14 protein-coding genes are annotated in these 15,380 nt (G+C 67.7%); 1 reads left to right on the top strand and 13 read right to left on the bottom strand.

The genetic code is table 11. From position 1 onward, the window contains the following. Positions 1-164 precede the first annotated feature (164 nt). The 4 genes from H0X91_RS31770 to edd all read right to left on the bottom strand — a co-directional run bounded on the left by H0X91_RS31770 (position 165) and on the right by edd (position 4,765). Entirely contained in the window at positions 165-668 is a 504-nt protein-coding gene (locus tag H0X91_RS31770) for a gluconokinase (RefSeq protein ID WP_059721659.1), read from the bottom strand. 13 nt (positions 669-681) lie between these two features. Continuing rightward, positions 682-2,043 carry a GntP family permease gene (locus H0X91_RS31775; protein ID WP_006483417.1) on the bottom strand — a complete coding sequence of 454 codons (1,362 nt, stop codon included), beginning with the start codon at positions 2,041-2,043 and terminating at the stop codon, positions 682-684. A 219-nt stretch (positions 2,044-2,262) separates the two neighbouring features. Further along, on the bottom strand, positions 2,263-2,889 hold the full coding sequence (gene eda, locus H0X91_RS31780) for a bifunctional 4-hydroxy-2-oxoglutarate aldolase/2-dehydro-3-deoxy-phosphogluconate aldolase (protein WP_006483410.1): 627 nt from the start codon (positions 2,887-2,889) through the stop codon (positions 2,263-2,265). 19 nt (positions 2,890-2,908) lie between these two features. Beyond that, positions 2,909-4,765, bottom strand: a complete 1,857-nt coding sequence (edd, locus tag H0X91_RS31785; protein WP_112751009.1) for a phosphogluconate dehydratase — start codon at positions 4,763-4,765, stop codon at positions 2,909-2,911. 294 nt (positions 4,766-5,059) lie between these two features. Between edd and H0X91_RS31790 the strand changes: the two genes are divergently transcribed. Further along, positions 5,060-5,908 (top strand): MurR/RpiR family transcriptional regulator, encoded by an 849-nt coding sequence (locus H0X91_RS31790; RefSeq protein ID WP_006483414.1) that lies wholly within the window; start codon positions 5,060-5,062, stop codon positions 5,906-5,908. 93 nt (positions 5,909-6,001) lie between these two features. Here H0X91_RS31790 and H0X91_RS31795 read toward each other — a convergent pair whose 3' ends face one another. The 9 genes from H0X91_RS31795 to bamE all read right to left on the bottom strand — a co-directional run bounded on the left by H0X91_RS31795 (position 6,002) and on the right by bamE (position 15,312). Next, the gene (locus H0X91_RS31795; protein ID WP_089434541.1) at positions 6,002-6,424 is read right to left on the bottom strand and encodes a CopD family protein; all 423 of its coding nucleotides are present in this window, start codon (positions 6,422-6,424) and stop codon (positions 6,002-6,004) included. Positions 6,425-6,447: 23 nt separating this feature from the next. Continuing rightward, entirely contained in the window at positions 6,448-7,719 is a 1,272-nt protein-coding gene (locus tag H0X91_RS31800) for a glutamate-5-semialdehyde dehydrogenase (RefSeq protein WP_080324457.1), read from the bottom strand. A gap of 209 nt (positions 7,720-7,928) precedes the next feature. Beyond that, positions 7,929-9,023 (bottom strand): DNA polymerase III subunit delta, encoded by a 1,095-nt coding sequence (gene holA / locus H0X91_RS31805; protein ID WP_006483419.1) that lies wholly within the window; start codon positions 9,021-9,023, stop codon positions 7,929-7,931. Between the two features lie 18 nt (positions 9,024-9,041). Then, a complete protein-coding gene (locus tag H0X91_RS31810; RefSeq protein WP_006483412.1) occupies positions 9,042-9,593 on the bottom strand; it encodes an LPS-assembly lipoprotein LptE in 552 nt (183 codons plus the stop codon). Between the two features lie 38 nt (positions 9,594-9,631). Next, the gene (gene leuS / locus H0X91_RS31815; protein ID WP_006483409.1) at positions 9,632-12,226 is read right to left on the bottom strand and encodes a leucine--tRNA ligase; all 2,595 of its coding nucleotides are present in this window, start codon (positions 12,224-12,226) and stop codon (positions 9,632-9,634) included. 255 nt (positions 12,227-12,481) lie between these two features. Then, positions 12,482-12,940, bottom strand: a complete 459-nt coding sequence (locus H0X91_RS31820; protein WP_006496723.1) for an ExbD/TolR family protein — start codon at positions 12,938-12,940, stop codon at positions 12,482-12,484. A 24-nt stretch (positions 12,941-12,964) separates the two neighbouring features. Beyond that, positions 12,965-13,633 (bottom strand): MotA/TolQ/ExbB proton channel family protein, encoded by a 669-nt coding sequence (locus H0X91_RS31825; RefSeq protein WP_058901257.1) that lies wholly within the window; start codon positions 13,631-13,633, stop codon positions 12,965-12,967. Positions 13,634-13,651: 18 nt separating this feature from the next. Then, positions 13,652-14,449 (bottom strand): 4-hydroxy-tetrahydrodipicolinate reductase, encoded by a 798-nt coding sequence (gene dapB / locus H0X91_RS31830; protein ID WP_006485630.1) that lies wholly within the window; start codon positions 14,447-14,449, stop codon positions 13,652-13,654. 65 nt (positions 14,450-14,514) lie between these two features. Then, on the bottom strand, positions 14,515-15,312 hold the full coding sequence (bamE, locus tag H0X91_RS31835) for an outer membrane protein assembly factor BamE (RefSeq protein ID WP_196433661.1): 798 nt from the start codon (positions 15,310-15,312) through the stop codon (positions 14,515-14,517). Positions 15,313-15,380 lie beyond the last annotated feature (68 nt).

A 15,380-nucleotide genomic window follows, 5' to 3' on the forward strand; every position in this document is an offset into this window, starting at 1 on the left:
GAGCGCGGCCACGATCTGCTCCACCGAATATTGCTTGCGCTTCATCGCCAACCTCCCGTTCCTATTGGGAAAATTGCCTCCGAAACACTAACACTCATTTGTGTCCAGGATTTCTAGAGCAGATCAGAAGGCGCCTTTTCCATGACGATGGCCGCGGACCGCGCTCAGTGCTGCTGCGCGAGACCGATCTTCAGCATGACCTGATCGACGATCTGCTCGGGCGTCAGCTCGATGCTGACCTCGATCGCCTCGTCCGGGCCCGGCTCCTCGAGCGTGTCCAGCTGGCTCTTCAGCAGCGACGGATCGAAGAAATGGCCGGTGCGGCTCTTCAGGCGCTCCTGCAACACTTCGAACGAACCCTTCAGATACACGAACCGCACGTCGGTGTCGGCGCCGCGCAGCACGTCGCGGTACGACCGCTTCAGCGACGAGCACGTGAACACGGCCGTCTCGCCCGCGTGCTGCTTTTCCTCGATGGCCGCGCGAATCGTGCGCAGCCACGGCCAGCGGTCTTCATCGGTCAGCGGAATACCGTGGTGCATCTTTTCCTTGTTCGCCGCGCTGTGAAACGCGTCGCCATCGGTATAGCTGCACGACAGGCGTTCCGCCAGCATTTCGCCGATCAGCGACTTGCCGGCGCCCGACACGCCCATTGCGATCAGAATCATTGACTACCCCTTGTTACAGAACCATGCTCAGCAGCAACGTGAAACTGAGACCGAGCACCGAGATGATGGTTTCAAGCAGCGACCAGGTCTTGAACGTCTGACCCACCGTCATCCCGAAGTATTCCTTGATCAGCCAGAACCCGCCGTCGTTCACGTGCGAGAAGATCAGCGAGCCCGAGCCCGTCGCGAGCACCAGCAGCTCCGGGCTGACCGACGCGCCCGACGCCGCCGCGATCGGCGCGACGATACCGCAGGCCGTCGTCATCGCGACCGTCGCCGAACCCGTCGCGAGACGCATCAGCGCCGCGACGAACCAGCCGAGCAGCAGCGGCGACAGGTGCGCATGCTTGGCGGTCTCGACGATCTGCTGCGAGATCCCGCTGTCGCGCAGGACACCGCCGAAGCCGCCGCCCGCGCCGACGATCAGCGTGATCCCGGCGATCGGCGCCAGGCACTCGCCGCAGAACTTCTGGATCTGGTCGCGGTTGAAGCCCTGCAGCTTGCCGAACGTGAAGAAGCTCACGAGCACGGCGATCAGCAGCGCGACGTCCGAGTTGCCGGCAAAGCGCAGCAGGTTGTTCGGCAGCGACTTCGGTGCGAACACCAGGTCGGCCCAGCTGCCGACGAGCATCAGCACGACGGGCAGCAGGATCGTGAACAGCGTGATGCCGAAGCTCGGCAGTTCGCGCTTGCGGCCATCCGCGTTCGAATCGACGAATTGCGACGCGAGCGGGTTGTTTTCCGGCAGCTTCACGAACTTCGAGATCGTCAGCGCGAACAGCGGGCCCGCGATGATCGCGGTCGGCACGCCGACGACGAGACCGAAGGCGATCGTCTTGCCGATATCGGCGCCGTATTGCTGGACGGCCAGCAGCGCGGCCGGGTGCGGCGGGATCAGCCCGTGCACGACCGACAGGCCGGCCACCATCGGCAGGCCGACGACGAGCAGCGACTTGCCGGTGCGCTTCGCGACGTTGAACGCGATCGGGATCAGCAGCACGAAGCCGACTTCGAAGAACACCGGCAGGCCGACGATGATCGCGACGAACATCATCGCCCAGTGGATGTTCTTTTCACCGAACCAGTCGATCAGCGTGGTCGCGATCCGTTCGGCGCCGCCCGATTCGGCCATCATCTTGCCGAGCATCGTGCCGAGGCCGACGACGATCGCAATGTGGCCGAGCGTGCCGCCGGTGCCCGTTTCGAACGACTTGACGATCTTGTCCATCGGCATGCCGACGACGAGACCGAGGCCGAGCGAGACGATGATCAGCACCAGGAACGGGTAGATCTTGTAGCGCGCGATCATCAGGATCAGCGCGGCAATCGCGATCAGCGTGAATACGAGCAGCATGCTGCCTTGGACGGCCCCCATGTGGCACTCCTCCTAGAATTGTTCGAACCGGGCGAGTCGTTGCGAGTATGCCCGGCTATGCAGGTCTCCGAAACACGGGGGGTACCCACCCCGTCAGGACGCTGAATTTTACTTATCTTTGCGATCCGCGGATAGAACCGGTTCCATCAGCAAAAACCCTCGGTAAAACAAGCACTAACGCTCGCTTTCCGAGGGCTGATTCTTCATTTCATACAAGTATTAACGGGGCAGCTGGCTCGCCGCTTGCGCGAGGCGCGTGACTTCGGCCCAGTCCTGCGCGGCGAGCGCGGCCTTCGGCGTGAGCCACGAGCCGCCGACGCACACGACGTTCGGCAGTTTCAGGAAGTTCGGCGCGGTATCGACCGTGATGCCGCCCGTCGGGCAGAACTTCAGCGCCGGGAACGGACCGTGGAACGCCTGCAGCATCGGCACGCCGCCCGCCTGCTGCGCGGGAAAGAACTTCACGATGTCGTAGCCGAATTCGAGCGCCTGGATGATGTCGCTCGGCGTCATCACGCCCGGCAGCAGCGGCAGGCCCGCGTCGAGCGACGCGAGGTGCAGCTCCTTCGTCAGGCCCGGCGACACGCCGAACGTGGCGCCCGCGCGCTTCGCCTGCGCGCAGTGCTCGGGCTTCGTGATCGTGCCGACGCCGACGACGATGTCGTCCGCGAGCTGGCTCGCGCGCTGGATCGCTTCCAGCCCGGCCGGCGTGCGCAGCGTGATCTCGAGCACCTTCACGCCGCCCGCGTGCAATGCACGCGACACGTTTTCGCCCTGCTCGACCGAGTCGAATGCGAGCACCGGAATGACCGGGCCCAGCTTCACGATTTCAGCAATCGTCTTCATTGAATTGGCTCCTTGAAATTCATGCGGCGACGCTGACGGCGGTTTCGCCGACCAGCGTCCCGAAAACCGATGCGCCCTGCTCGGCCGGCGCCGCGGCCGCGCGGAACACGCCGAACAGTTCGCGCCCGAAACCGACTTCGTTCTCGGCCTGGTGGCGCGGCTGCGCGACCGGGCGTGCGTGCCACTCGGCGTCGTCGACCTCGATGTCGAGCACGCCGGCTTCCGCGTCGATCACGAGCATGTCGCCCGTCTTCACCTTGCCGATCGGGCCGGCCAGCAGCGCCTCCGGCGACACGTGGATCACGGCCGGCACCTTGCCCGACGCACCCGACATGCGGCCGTCGGTGACCAGCGCGACGTGGAAGCCCTGATCCTGCAGCACGCCGAGCAGCGGCGTCAAACGGTGCAGCTCGGGCATGCCGTTGGCGCGCGCGCCCTGGAAGCGCACCACCGCGACGAAATCGCGCTTCAGCTCGCCGCGATCGAACGCTTCCTGCACGGCTTCCTGCGAGTCGAACACGATCGCGGGCGCCGTCACCTTGCGGTGCTCGGGCGCGACCGCCGAGATCTTGATCACGCCGCGACCGAGCCGGCCCTGCATCAGGCGCAGGCCGCCGTCCGGCTGGAACGGCTCGCGAATGCCGCGCAGCACCTTCGTGTCGTGGCTCTCGGCCGCGCCGTCGACCCACGTCAGCTTGCCGTCGATCAGCTTCGGCTCCTTCGTGTAGTGCGCCAGCCCCTTGCCGGCGACCGTCGTCACGTCCTCGTGCAGCAGCCCGCCTTCGAGCAGGTTGCGTACCAGGAACGCGACACCGCCCGCCGCGTGGAAATGGTTCACGTCGGCCTTGCCGTTCGGGTAGATCTTCGCGAGCAGCGGCACGACCGCCGACAGCTCGTCGAAGTCGTTCCAGTCGATCAAGATGCCGGCCGCGCGCGCGATCGCGACGAGGTGCAGCGTGTGGTTGGTCGAGCCGCCCGTCGCGAGCAGCGCGACGATCCCGTTGACAATCGCCTTTTCGTCGATCACATGGCCGATCGGCGTGTAGTGGCCGCGCTCGACGGTCAGGTCGAGTACGCGGCGCGCGGCCTCGGCCGTCAGCGCGGTGCGCAGCGGCGTGTGCGGGTGAACGAAGGCCGAGCCCGGCAGGTGCAGCCCCATCAGCTCCATCAGCATCTGGTTGCTGTTCGCGGTGCCGTAGAACGTGCAGGTGCCGTGGCCGTGATACGCGGCCGATTCGGCTTCGAGCAGCGCGTCGCGGCCGACCTGGCCGGTCGCGAACTGCTGGCGGATCTTCGCCTTGTCGTCGTTCGACAGGCCGCTCGTCATCGGGCCGGCCGGCACGAAGATCGTCGGCAGGTGGCCGAACTGCAGCGCGCCGATCAGGAGGCCCGGCACGATCTTGTCGCAGATGCCGAGGCAGAGCGCCGCGTCGAACATGTTGTGCGTGAGCGCGATCGCCGTGCCCATCGCGATCGCTTCGCGCGAAAACAGCGACAGCTCCATCCCCGGGTTGCCCTGCGTGACGCCGTCGCACATCGCCGGCACGCCGCCCGCGAACTGCGCGACCCCGCCGTTCTCGCGCGCGGCGGCCTTGATGATGTCGGGGAAGTCCTTGTACGGCGCGTGCGCGGACAGCATCTCGTTGTACGAGGACACGATGCCGATGTTCGGCTCGCGGATCGCCTTGATCGCGAACTTGTCGTTACCCTCGAGGCCCGCGAAGCCGTGCGCGAGATTCGCGCACGACAGCGCGCCGCGTGCCGGGAACTTGCCTTGCGCGCCGTCGATGCGCTGCAGATAGGCGGAACGGGTCGATTGGCTGCGGGCGATCACGCGTTCGGTGACCTTCGCCAGAGTGGGGTGCAGCGACGTCATGCTGGGCGCTCCTGTATGCCGGCCGACACCGGCGGTTGGAATCGTGGGGACGGTCGAGCTTCGTCGATCGAACGAAGGCAGTCTAGTAGAAAAACTACAAGCACGCAATGTGGTTTCGCGCTCTCGCAACCGCTATTCCCGCCACCAGCAAGGCTTTAATCAGTGAAAACCCTAATCCACCTTACTCGACCCACGCCGAAACTCCTGCAATATCACTAGTATTTTTATGTAGATTTTCTACAATTCGATTGCGATACACTCCCGCATCCGAACCCGATTTCCACGTGCCGTCCCATGCTGCCCCGCATTGAAGCGATCCGCCCCGAGCTGCGCCCGTCCGAGCGCAAGCTCGCCGACTACATCCTCGCCGCGCCGCGCGAGGTGCTCGACCTCGCGATGACCGAGTTGTCGACCCGCGCCGGCGTCAGCCAGCCGACGATCGCGCGCTTCTGCCAGGCGCTCGGCTGCAGCGGCTTTCGCGAATTCAAGATCCGGCTCGCGCAGAGCGTCGCGCCAGGCGTGTCGTCGGTGTACCGCGACGTCGAGCCCGACGAACCCGCGCCGGGCATCATCGGCAAGGTGTTCGACCGCACGATCGGCGCGCTGATCGAGGTGCGCAACAGCCTGTCGGCGGGCAGCGTCGCCGACGCGATCGCGCTGCTGTCGAACGCGTCGCGGATCGAGTTCTATGGCGCCGGCGGCTCGGGCATCGCCGCGCAGGACATCCAGCACAAGTTCTTCCGGCTCGGCGTGCCGAGCGTCGCGTATTCGGATCCGCACACGTTCTCGATGTCGTCAGCGCTGCTCGGGCCGCACGACGTCGTCGTCGCGATCTCGAACACCGGCCGCACGCGCGACATCGTCGACGCCGCGCGCTCCGCGCTCGCGTGCGGCGCGAAAGTCGTCGCGATCACGCAAAGCCATTCGCCGCTCGCGAAGCTCGCGACGGTCAGCCTCGCGTCGAACGTCGCCGAGGAAACCGACGTGTTCTCGCCGATGACGTCGCGGATGTCGCATCTCGCGATCGGCGACATCCTCGCGGTCGGCGTCGCGCTGTCGCGCGGGCCGGCGCTGATGGAGCGCGTCGGCCGCGCGAAGGAAGCGATCACGCGGCGCCGGATCGACGACCCGACGAAGGAGTAGCGGTCGCGACGACGCCGCGCGTAAACGAACAACGGCGCCCCGAGGGGCGCCGTTGCGCACGATTCGGCGGTGACGTACCGCCGGCCGCGCCGCTCAGAACGGCTTGATCACCACCAGCGCGACCGCCGCGAGCATGCCGAGCACCGGCAGCTCGTTGAACACGCGATACCACTTGTCGGTGCGGCGGTTCTCGCCGCGCTCGAACACCCGCAGCAGGTGCCCGCAATACGCGTGGTAGACGATCAGCAGCAGCACCACGGTCACCTTCGCGTGAATCCAGCCCTGCCCCTGGCCGATGCCGATCACGAGCCACAACCACAGCCCGCACGCGAGCGCCGGCACCGCGATCATCGTCATGAAACGGAACAGCTTGCGCGCCATCAGCAGCAGGCGCCGCACCGCGGCCGGATCGGTCTCCATGGCCAGGTTCACGTAGATGCGCGGCAGGTAGAACAGCCCCGCGAACCACGCGGCGATCAGAACGACATGGAACGTCTTGACCCAGAGCATTGCCATCGGTTGTGCGCCTCGCTGTTGACTTACTGACGGCCTTCGCCGTGCCCGAGCACCACGTACTTCAGCGACGTGAGCCCTTCCAGGCCGACCGGGCCGCGCGCGTGCAGCTTGTCGTTCGAGATGCCGATTTCCGCGCCGAGGCCGAATTCGAAACCGTCCGCGAAGCGCGTCGACGCGTTGACCATCACGCTCGCCGAATCGACTTCGCGCAGGAACCGCATCGCACGGTCGTGATCCTCGGTGACGATCGCGTCCGTGTGATGCGAGCCGTAATGGTTGATGTGCTCGATCGCGGCGTCGAGGCCGTCGACGACCTTGATCGCGAGCACCGGCGCCAGATACTCGGTGTGCCAGTCTGCTTCCGTCGCGTCGACGAGCGGGCCGACGCCCCCGTCGGCGAGCACCGCGCGCGCGGCCGCGTCGACGCGCAGCTCGACCTGCTTGTCGCGATACAGCTTGCCGAGCGGCGGCAGCAGCTTCGCCGCGATGCCGCTCGCGACGAGCAGCGTCTCCATCGTGTTGCAGGTGCCGTAGCGGTGCGTCTTCGCGTTGTCGCAGACGGTCAGCGCCTTGTCGAGATCGGCGCGATCGTCGACGTACACGTGGCAGATGCCGTCGAGATGCTTGATCATCGGCACGCGCGCCTCGTTGATCAGCCGTTCGATCAGGCTCTTGCCGCCGCGCGGCACGATCACGTCGACGTATTCGGTCATCGTGATCAGCTTGCCGACCGCCGCGCGATCGGCCGTCGCGACGACCTGCACCGCGTCCTGCGGGAGGCCTGCCGCCTCGAGCCCTTCGCCGATCAGCTTCGCGAGCGCCGCATTCGATTCGAGCGCTTCGGAGCCGCCGCGCAGGATCGTCGCGTTGCCGGACTTCAGGCACAGCGCGGCCGCGTCGATCGTCACGTTCGGGCGCGACTCGTAGATGATGCCGATCACGCCGAGCGGCACGCGCATCTGGCCGACCTGGATCCCGCTCGGGCGGAACTTGAGGTTACCGATCTCACCGATCGGATCGGCGAGCGACGCAACCTGGCGCAGCCCTTCGACCATCGTCTTCAGCGCCTTGTCCGACAGCGTCAGTCGATCGACGAACGCCGCATCGAGCCCCTTTTCACGGGCACGGGCGACGTCGCGTGCGTTCGCCTCCTTCAGCGCCTGCGCGTCGCGCTCGATCGCGCGGGCCACGGCGTCGAGGGCCGCGTTCTTCGCGGCCGTGCTGGCGCGCGCCATCGCGCGGGAAGCGTGCCGGGCGCGACGGCCCAGGTCGGTCATGTACTGATCGATATCCATCGTGTGACTCGAGAAGCGAGCCGCGCGGAGCGGCATGAATTCGTGGGGAAGCGGGGGACGGCCACCCGGGGACGGCCACCCAGGACGGCCGTCCGGGAGTGACGATTCGCGGGACAACCGTCCGTGCAGGGCAGCGGCCGATATGCCGCGCCAGCTATCGAAGCATTGTAAGCGGGTTGCGCAGCGCGCGCTGAAGGCACGAACGGGACTTAGCGTCGCACGCGACCCGCGGTCGGCGGTCGCTCGCCGCGGGCGCCCGCGACCGTCATCGCGAGCTGGAACAGCCCGTCCCACGGATCGGGCGGCGGTTCGTCCTGCGTGCGGCGGCCCGGCGTGACGGCCGTCAGCCCCTTGACCTGCCGATCGAGCTTCGCGGCGAACGCGAGCGCCTTTTCGAGCACCGCCTCCGACACGCGGTTCAGCGCGGGCGCGATCAGCCGCTCGCGCGGCCCCCACACACGGTTCTCGCGCAGCAGCGTCGCGAGCGGCTTGCCGGCCGTCGTGCCGCGCTTGATCCGCAGCAGCGTGCGCAACTCCTCGACGACGGCCCACATCACGAGCACGATCGCCTCGCCCTCGCCTTTCAGCCCGTCGATCATCCGCGCGAGCCGCGCGGCGTCGCCGGCGAGCATCGCTTCGTTCAGCTTGAACACGTCGTAGCGCGCGACGTTCAGCACCGCGTCGTGCACCTGCTCGAACGACAGCGCGCCCTGCGGATACAGCAGCCCGAGCTTCTGGATTTCCTGGTGCGCGGCGAGCAGGTTGCCCTCGACGCGCTCCGCGATGAACTGCAGCGCGCGCCGCCCGTCCTCGCCGGGCGCGGCGCGCTGGCCCTGCATCGCGAGTCGCTGGCCGATCCAGTTCGGCAGTTGCGCACGGTCGACCGGATCGATCTTCAGCGCGACGCCGCCGTTCTGCAGCGCGGTAAACCATGCGGATTTCTGCGTGGCCGCGTCGAGGCGCGGCAACGTGACGAGCATCAGCGCGTCGGGGTTGGGCGTGGCCGCGAGCGTCTTCAGCGCGTCGGCGCCTTCCTTGCCGGGCTTGCCCGACGGAATGCGCAGTTCGATCAGCTGGCGCTCGCCGAACAGCGACATCGCCTGGGTCGCGCCGAGCAGCACGCTCCAGTCGAAGCCGCGCTCGACCGTATGCACCGACCGCTCGGTGAAGCCGGCCGCGCGTGCGGCCGCACGAATGCGGTCGCACGCTTCCTGCGCGAGCAGCGGCTCGTCGCCGTAGACGGTATAGAGCCCGGCCAACCCCTTCGCGAGGTGCGGCTCCAGCGCATCAAGTCGCAATTGCATCGCTGCGTGCGCCCGCGATCAGAGCGGCGGCGGCGGCAGCGGCGCGCGCGGCGCCACGCCCGGCACCACGTCCTCCGGCGCCGGCGTCAGCGAGTGGACGATCGCGAGGCGCCGCATCAGCTGGTCGACCGCGTCGTTCTGCATGTCGCCGTACAGGATGTCGGCTTCCTGCGCCTTCGCGTTCGTGTACTGGTCGCTGTACGTCATCGCGCGGTTCAGCGCGATCGCGCTCGGCGGGATCAGCACGGTGCCGTCCTTGCTCGTCAGCGTGTAGTTCAGCGTGTAGAACAGCGCGTATTCCTGCGCGGAGCCGTACTTGTTGAGCGTCAGCGTGTTCTGGCCACGCGACTCCCACATGCGCAGCACGGCGTCGGCGTCGTCCGCCGACTTGACGATCTTCGTGTCGCTGCCGGCCTGGACGAGGCGCGTGAGCCGCGCCTCGACGGGCGCCGGCGCACCGGCCACGAACAGGTGCTTGAACGCGTAGTCCTGCTGGCCGCGCAACTGGAAGCCGCATGCCGACAGCGCGACCGCGCTGCCGACGAGCATCAAAAACGATCTGCGGATCACCTTCGCTCCTTCTGGGTACGTCCGACGGCCGGCGGCCGTCAGACGACGATGTTCACGAGGCGGCCCGGCACGACGACGATCTTCTTCGCCGGCTTGCCGTCGCTGAACTTCGCGAATGCCTCGTCGGCGACCGCCGCCGCTTCGATCGCGTCGCGGCTCGCATCCTTCGCGACCTTCAGCGCACCGCGCACCTTGCCGTTCACCTGCAGCACGAGTTCGATCTCGGCCTGCTCGAGCGCGGCCTCGTCGACCTTCGGCCACGGCGCATCGAGCAGCGGGCCGAATTCGTCCGCGTAGCCGAGCGCCTTCCACAGCTCGAACGTGACGTGCGGCACGACCGGGTACAGCACGCGCAGCAGCACGCCGTACGTCTCGCGCAGCACGGCGGGCGTCGCGCCCTTCGCGCCGTCGATTGCGTTCAGCATCTTCATCGCGGCCGACACGACCGTGTTGTACTGCAGGCGCTGGTAGTCGAAATCGGCCTGCTTCAGCACGCTGTAGATCTCGCGGCGCAGCGCCTTGTCGGCGTCGCCGAGCGTCGCTGCGTCGAACCCGGCGCGGGCGGCGAGCGCTTCGCGGTTGCCGTAGCCGAAGCTCCACACGCGGCGCAGGAAGCGGCTCGCGCCTTCGACGCCCGCGCCCGACCACTCGAGTTGCTGCTCGGGCGGTGCCGCGAACATCGTGAACAGGCGCGCGGTATCGGCGCCGTACTGGTCGATCAGCAGTTGCGGATCGACGCCGTTGTTCTTCGACTTCGACATCTTCTCGATGCCGCCGAGCACGACCGGCTGGCCGTCCGCGTTCAGCGTCGCACCGACCGGGCGACCCTTGTCGTCGTGCGTGACCGTCACGTCGAGCGGGTTGTACCAGGTCTTCTTGCCTGCCGCGTCCTCGCGGTAGTACGTCTCGTTCAGCACCATCCCCTGCGTGAGCAGGTTCTTCGCCGGCTCGCCGAACTTCACGAGGCCGAGGTCGCGCATCACCTTGGTCCAGAAACGCGAATACAGCAGGTGCAGGATCGCGTGCTCGATGCCGCCGATGTATTGGTCCATCGGCATCCAGTAATCGGTGCGCGCGTCGACCATGGTCTCGGCGTCCGGCGCCGTGTAGCGCGAGAAGTACCACGACGAATCGACGAAGGTGTCCATCGTGTCGGTTTCGCGCTTCGCCGCCGCGCCGCATGTCGGGCACGTGCAGTTCAGGAACGCTTCGGACTTCGCGAGCGGGTTGCCCGTGCCGTCCGGCACGAGGTCTTCCGGCAGCACGACCGGCAGATCCTGCTCCGGCACCGGCACGTCGCCGCACGACGGGCAGTGGATGATCGGGATCGGCGTGCCCCAGTAGCGCTGGCGCGACACGCCCCAGTCGCGCAGGCGCCACGTGACCTGCTTGTCGCCGAAGCCGCCGGCCTTCAGGTCGGCCGCGACCGCGTCGACCGCTTCCGCGTAGCGCAGGCCGTCGTACTTGCCGCTGTTCACGCAGACCGCGGTTTCCTTGTCGCCGTACCACTCTTGCCATGCGTCGAGCGAGTACGTCTGCCCCTCGCTCGCGATCACCTGCTTGATCGGCAGGTCGTATTTCTTCGCGAACGCGAAATCGCGCTCGTCGTGGCCCGGCACGCCCATCACCGCGCCTTCGCCATAGCTCATCAGCACGTAGTTGCCGATCCACACCTCGACCGGCTCGCCGGTCAGCGGGTGCTTGACCGAGAAGCCGGTCGCGACGCCCTTCTTCTCCATCGTCGCGACGTCGGCTTCGGCAACGCCGCCGCGCTTGCATTCCTCGATGAACGCGAGCAGTTCCGGCTTGTCCTGCGCGAGGCGCGTGGCGAGCGGGTGCTCGGCCGCGATGGCGCAGAACGTGACGCCCATGATCGTGTCGGCGCGCGTCGTGAACACGCGCAGCAGCTTCTGCTCGCCGTCGAGTTCATACGGGAAGCCGAAGTTCACGCCGAAGCTCTTGCCGATCCAGTTCTGCTGCATGATCTTCACGCGCTCGGGCCAGCCGAGGCCGTCGAGATCGTTCAGCAGCTCATCCGCGTACTGCGTGATGCGCAGGTAGTACATGGGGATCTCGCGCTTCTCGACGAGCGCGCCCGAGCGCCAGCCGCGGCCGTCGATCACCTGCTCGTTCGCGAGCACGGTCTGGTCGACCGGGTCCCAGTTCACGGTGCCCGTCTTCTTGTACGCGATGCCCTTCTCGAGCATCTTCAGGAACAGCCACTGGTTCCACTTGTAGTAGTCAGGCTTGCACGTCGCGATTTCGCGCGACCAGTCGATCGCGAGACCCATCGACTGCATCTGGCCCTTCATGTAGTCGATGTTGTCGTAGGTCCACTTCGCGGGCGGCACGCCGTTCGCCATCGCGGCGTTCTCGGCCGGCATCCCGAACGCGTCCCAGCCCATCGGCATCAGCGTGTTGTAGCCGTTCATCCGCAGATAGCGGTACATCACGTCGTTGATCGTGTAGTTGCGCACGTGACCCATGTGCAGCTTGCCGGACGGGTACGGCAGCATCGATACGCAGTAGAACTTCGGCTTCTGCGAATCTTCCTTCGTCTTGTAGGCATCGGCTGCGCGCCAGTCGCCCTGGGCGGCGGCTTCGACGTCGGCGGGTACGTATCTCTCGTGCATGGTGTGGTTCGGGCTAGGCTTTAAGCGGCGCGACGGCTCGCGCGCAGGATTGGATCGAAAATCGTGCGTGCCCGGCGCGGGAACGGGCTGACCGGTTCCGCGCCGGGAAAAACGTCGATTATACCGCCCGTGCGGGCCCGCACGGCCGGTCGCGCGGGCCAGGGCCCGTTCACGCCAATAACGGGCTTGCGCCGGCCCCCGGAATGAATTTTTCCAAACCGGGGAGCGCGCGCCGGGGCCCGCAGCGACGGCGTATCAGGGTTTCGCGCCGGCGGCGGCCGGCGCGGCCGCGCTCCCGGCCGGCGGCACGTCGGTCACGAAGCCGATCCGCGTGAGGCCCGCGGCCTGCGCGGCGCCCATCACCTGCGCGATCACGTCGTAGCGCGTCGCGCGCGACGCACGCAGCCGCAGTTCGGGCGGCGCGGCGCCCGCGGCGGCGGCCTTGAACCGCGCCGGCAGCGCGTCGAGCGCCACGGGCGCGTCGTCCCAGTAGAGCTTGCCCGCGTCGTCGATCGACAGGGTGACGGACTGCGGCGTGTCGCGCGCGACGCTGGCCGCGACCTTCGGCAGGTCGAGCCGGATCGCGTGCGTCATCAGCGGCGCGGTGATGATGAAGATGACGAGCAGCACGAGCATCACGTCGATCAGCGGCGTCATGTTGATTTCCGCCATCGGCGCGGACGTCTTGTGGTGCTCGAGCCCGCCGAATGCCATGGTCGTTCCTCCGGAACCGGCGCGTCAGGCGCCCTGCGCGCACACGAAGACGTGCAGATCGCGCGCGAAGCCGTCGAGTTCCTCGGCGAGCTGCCGGACGAGCCGGCCGAGGATGTTGTACGCGAGCACCGCGGGAATCGCGACGACCAGCCCGAACGCGGTCATGATCAGCGCCTCGCCGACCGGCCCCGCGACGTTCTCGATCTGCGCCTGCCCGCTCGCGGCGATGCTGCCGAGCGCGTGATAGATGCCCCACACGGTGCCGAGCAGCCCGACGAACGGCGCGGTGCTGCCGATCGACGCGAGCAGCACCTGGCCGAATTCGAGACGCCGCTGCGAGCGCAGCATCGCGTGACGCAACGCGCGCAGCACGCGTTCGCTGCGCTCGACACGCGCGGCCAGCGCGGCCGGGTCGTGGTCGTCGGCCGCATCGCGCGCGGCTTCGGCGAGCGGCACGAACACGCGCTCGCGATCGGCGCCGGCCAGCGCGGCGATGCCCGCGTCGAGCGACGGCGCGCGCCAGAACGCGGCGAGCGCGCGCGGCCCCTGCCGCTTCGCGCGGACCAGCAGCCAGGCTTTCATGAAGAGGAAGCACCAGCTGGCGACGGACATCGCCAGCAGCACATAGGAGACGGCGTGCGTGATCGCATCGCCGCTTTCGAGGTAGTGGACAACGCCGGTGGGAATCGCCATCGGAGTTTCCTCGCGGTGTCAGCGCAGGCCGAGCACGTCCTGCATGTCGAACAAGCCGGCGCCGCGCGCCGACAGGAAGCGGACCGCACGCAACGCGCCCTGCGCGTACGACACGCGGCTCGACGACTTGTGCGTGATCTCGATGCGCTCGCCGATCCCGGCGAACAGCACGGTGTGATCGCCGACGATGTCGCCGCCGCGCACCGCGGCAAAGCCGATCGACGACGGATCGCGCTCGCCCGTCACGCCGTGGCGGCCGTACACCGCGCAGTCGTCGAGCGAGCGGCCGAGCGCGCCGGCGACGGCTTCGCCCATCATCAGCGCGGTGCCCGACGGCGCGTCGACCTTGTGGCGGTGATGCGCTTCGATGATCTCGATGTCGTAGCCGTGCGAGAAATGCTTCGCCGCGAATTCGAGCAACTTCAGCGTGACGTTCACGCCGACGCTCATGTTCGCCGCGAACACGATGCCGATCTTGCCCGCCGCGGCTTGCAGCTCGGCCTTCTGCTCGGCGGTGAAGCCGGTCGTGCCGATCACGAGCTTCACGTCGTGGCGCAGCGCGGCCGCAATATGGGCCATCGTGCCTTCCGGACGCGTGAAATCGATCAGGTACTCGGCCTGCGCGAACACGGCGTCGAGATCGTCGGTCAGCTTGATCCCGGTGTCCTTGCCGAGGAACGCACCGGCGTCCTGGCCGAGGAACGGCGAACCGGCGCGGTCGAGCGCGCCGACGAGCTGCGCGTCGGCATCGTTGAGAACGGCTTCGATCAGCATCCGGCCCATTCGGCCCGATGCGCCGGCAATCGCAATCTTCATGGCTTTCTACACGACAGGTCTAAAGGCGGGCGGCGCATGCCGCCCCGTTTCCGCACGCCGGCCGCTTACGGCGCCGGTGCGGTGAGCGGCTGGTTCTGCAGGTTGTCCGAGCCTTGCGGGCCGACGGGCGGCGACGCCTCGTTCGACACGTTCGGCGGCGGCGGACGGTGGAACTGGAACTGCGGCTGGATCGCCGGCGCGGCGCCCGGCGGCTGGCCGCCCGGCACCGGCGCGCCGCCCGAGGCCTGCGCGGCCGGCGTGAACCGGCGCGAACCCGAACCCTGGCCCGACACCTGGTTGGTCGCGCGGTTCGCCGCGCGCGCCGCCTGGGCGTTCGCATCCTGGTCGACCGCCGCGCCGGATGCCGGCACGGTGGCCGGGCTCGCCGCAGCGGCAGCCTGCGCGGCGCTCGCGGCGGCCGCGGCTTCGGAAGCCTTCTTCGCCGCGGCAGCGGCCTTCGCCTTCTTGCCGCCGCGGTCGCCGTCGATGTCGGCCAGCAGGTCGAGCTCGGACGGCAGGTTGTCGGCGCCGGTCCAGCTCGTGACGCGATCGCCCGAGAAGTTGACCACGAGGTCGCGCTGCTGGACGATCGACGTCGAGCCGCGCTTGAAGTAGAAGAGATAATCCCAGCGATCCGCGTGGAACATGTCCGCCAGCAGCGGTGTCCCGAGCAGCGCGCGGACCTGCTCGCGCGTCATGCCGGCCTGCAACTGTGCGGCTTTCTCCTGCGACACGAAGTTGCCCTGCACGACGGTGATCCGATACGGCGTGATGCTCTGCGCAATGCGCTGCGTCACGCTGTCGTACGACGAACAACCCGCCAGCGCGACAACGGCGGCGGCAGCGATGATGGCACTCCGCATGCGACTCCTCTGAAAGTGCGAAAGCGATTCTGGGATCATTTCCTTCACCGTGCTGGCCCGCGTGCAGG

Origin of the sequence: Burkholderia sp. 9777_1386, from assembly GCF_015712265.1 — a bacterium.
Classification (GTDB): Bacteria; Pseudomonadota; Gammaproteobacteria; order Burkholderiales; family Burkholderiaceae; genus Burkholderia; species Burkholderia cenocepacia.

Excerpts from the sequence above, each read along its gene's own strand:
- H0X91_RS31775 (WP_006483417.1), bottom strand. The coding sequence starts at position 2,043 with ATGGGGGCCGTCCAAGGCAGCATGCTGCTCGTATTCACGCTGATCGCG.
- H0X91_RS31820 (WP_006496723.1), bottom strand. The coding sequence starts at position 12,940 with ATGGCATTCGGCGGGCTCGAGCACCACAAGACGTCCGCGCCGATGGCG.
- dapB (WP_006485630.1), bottom strand. The coding sequence starts at position 14,449 with ATGAAGATTGCGATTGCCGGCGCATCGGGCCGAATGGGCCGGATGCTG.
- H0X91_RS31825 (WP_058901257.1), bottom strand. The coding sequence starts at position 13,633 with ATGGCGATTCCCACCGGCGTTGTCCACTACCTCGAAAGCGGCGATGCG.
- H0X91_RS31800 (WP_080324457.1), bottom strand. The coding sequence starts at position 7,719 with ATGGATATCGATCAGTACATGACCGACCTGGGCCGTCGCGCCCGGCAC.
- eda (WP_006483410.1), bottom strand. The coding sequence starts at position 2,889 with ATGAAGACGATTGCTGAAATCGTGAAGCTGGGCCCGGTCATTCCGGTG.
- bamE (WP_196433661.1), bottom strand. The coding sequence starts at position 15,312 with ATGCGGAGTGCCATCATCGCTGCCGCCGCCGTTGTCGCGCTGGCGGGT.
- holA (WP_006483419.1), bottom strand. The coding sequence starts at position 9,023 with ATGCAATTGCGACTTGATGCGCTGGAGCCGCACCTCGCGAAGGGGTTG.
- edd (WP_112751009.1), bottom strand. The coding sequence starts at position 4,765 with ATGACGTCGCTGCACCCCACTCTGGCGAAGGTCACCGAACGCGTGATC.
- H0X91_RS31795 (WP_089434541.1), bottom strand. The coding sequence starts at position 6,424 with ATGGCAATGCTCTGGGTCAAGACGTTCCATGTCGTTCTGATCGCCGCG.
- H0X91_RS31770 (WP_059721659.1), bottom strand. The coding sequence starts at position 668 with ATGATTCTGATCGCAATGGGCGTGTCGGGCGCCGGCAAGTCGCTGATC.
- H0X91_RS31790 (WP_006483414.1), top strand. The coding sequence starts at position 5,060 with ATGCTGCCCCGCATTGAAGCGATCCGCCCCGAGCTGCGCCCGTCCGAG.
- leuS (WP_006483409.1), bottom strand. The coding sequence starts at position 12,226 with ATGCACGAGAGATACGTACCCGCCGACGTCGAAGCCGCCGCCCAGGGC.